General features: G+C 54.8%; 1 rRNA gene. It reads left to right on the forward strand.

The features are described from left to right. Nucleotides 1-65: 65 nt before the first annotated feature. A 23S ribosomal RNA gene (locus tag HMPREF3099_RS00225) occupies nucleotides 66-2,369 on the forward strand; the annotation flags it as partial.

The following is a 2,369-nucleotide window of genomic DNA, read 5'->3' on the forward strand; positions in this document are numbered from 1 at the left end:
TGGTGGTGTGGTTGGGGTTGCGGGGTTGTTTTTTGAGAACTTCACAGTGGACGCGAGCATCTTTGTGTCAAGTTTTTAAGGGCACATGGTGGATGCCTTGGCATCAGAAACCGATGAAGGACGTGAGAATCTGCGATAAGCCTCGGGTAGTCGATAACTAGACGTTGATCCGAGGATTTCCGAATGGGGTAACCCGGCTGGAGGCAAGTCCAGTCACCGCTACCTGAATATATAGGGTAGAGGGAGGGAACGTGGGGAAGTGAAACATCTCAGTACCCACAGGAAGAGAAAACAATTGTGATTCCGTGAGTAGTGGCGAGCGAAAGCGGATGAGGCTAAACCGGTCACGTGTGATACCTGGTAGGGGTTGCGTGGTCGGGGTTGTGGGAGCGATCGTCCGAGGTCTACCAGCCTCGGGGGCAGTTAGAAATGTTGGTGGTAGTCGAACGGTCTTGAAGGGCCGGGCAGAGAGGGTGCGACCCCCGTAGACGAAACTGCTGGCACTGTTTGTGTTGTTTCCCGAGTAGCACGGGGCCCGTGAAATCTCGTGTGAATCTGCCGGGACCACCCGGTAAGCCTAAATATTCTCTGATGACCGATAGCGGACAAGTACCGTGAGGGAAAGGTGAAAAGTACCCCGGGAGGGGAGTGAAATAGTTCCTGAAACCATGTGCCTACAATCCGTAGGAGCCCTTCGGGGTGACTGCGTGCCTTTTGAAGAATGAGCCTGCGAGTTAGTGCTCAGTGGCAAGGTTAACCCGTGTGGGGAAGCCGTAGCGAAAGCGAGTCCGAAGAGGGCGTCATAGTCGCTGGGTCTAGACCCGAAGCGGAGTGATCTACCCATGGCCAGGTTGAAGCGCCGGTAAGACGGCGTGGAGGACCGAACCCACTTAGGTTGAAAACTGAGGGGATGAGCTGTGGGTAGGGGTGAAAGGCCAATCAAACTCCGTGATAGCTGGTTCTCCCCGAAATGCATTTAGGTGCAGCGTCACGTGTTTCTTGCCAGAGGTAGAGCTACTGGATAGCTAATGGGCCCCACCGGGTTACTGACGTTAGCCAAACTCCGAATGCTGGTAAGTGAAGCGTGGCAGTGAGACTGCGGGGGATAAGCTTCGTAGTCGAGAGGGAAACAGCCCAGATCACCAACTAAGGTCCCTAAGCGTGTGCTAAGTGGGAAAGGATGTGGAGTTGCTGTGACAACCAGGAGGTTGGCTTAGAAGCAGCCACCCTTTAAAGAGTGCGTAACAGCTCACTGGTCAAGTGATTCCGCGCCGACAATGTAGCGGGGCTCAAGCACACCACCGAAGTTGTGGCAACGAAAGTTGGGTAGGGGAGCGTCGTGTAGCGAGTGAAGCGGCGGAGTGATCCAGTCGTGGATGCTGCACGAGTGAGAATGCAGGCATGAGTAGCGAAAGACGGGTGAGAAACCCGTCCACCGAATAACCAAGGGTTCCAGGGTCAAGCTAATCTGCCCTGGGTAAGTCGGGACCTAAGGCGAGGCCGACAGGCGTAGTCGATGGACATCCGGTTGATATTCCGGAACCGGCGAAGGACCGCCCCTGGCGAGGCTGTGGATGCTAACCGTGTGATCACTGCTGATCGACACTTTGTGTTGTGATGATGGTGTGAGCCCGGGACCCGAGACAGTAGTAGCCAAGCGATGGAGAGACGCAAGAAGGTAGCTGCTGCGTGGCGATGGTTGTCCACGTCCAAGGGTGTAGGGTGATGTATAGGTAAATCCGTGCATCGTGTGCCTGAGACCTGATGGTGACCGCGTATGCGGGAAGTCAGTGATCCTATGTTGCCGAGAAAATCTTCTAGCGAGGTTCTAGCCGCCCGTACCCCAAACCGACTCAGGTGGTTAGGTAGAGAATACCAAGGTGATCGAGTGAATCGTGGTTAAGGAATTCGGCAAAATACCCCCGTAACTTCGGGAGAAGGGGGGCCTGATCCGTGAAACCACTTGCTGGTGGCAGCGGTGATGGCCGCAGAGACCAGGGAGAAGCGACTGTTTACTAAAAACACAGGTCCGTGCGAAGTCGCAAGACGATGTATACGGACTGACGCCTGCCCGGTGCTGGAAGGTTAAGGGGACGAGTCAACCCTTTTGGGTGCAGCTCTGAACTTAAGCCCCAGTAAACGGCGGTGGTAACTATAACCATCCTAAGGTAGCGAAATTCCTTGTCGGGTAAGTTCCGACCTGCACGAATGGCGTAACGACTTCTCCACTGTCTCAACCGCGAACTCGGCGAAATTGCACTACGAGTAAAGATGCTCGTTACGCGCAGCAGGACGGAAAGACCCCGGGACCTTTACTACAGCTTGGTATTGGTATTCGGTGCGGCTTGTGTAGGATAGGTGGGAGACTG

Origin of the sequence: Kytococcus sp. HMSC28H12, assembly GCF_001816045.1 — a bacterium.
Lineage (GTDB): Bacteria > Actinomycetota > Actinomycetes > Actinomycetales > Dermatophilaceae > Kytococcus > Kytococcus schroeteri.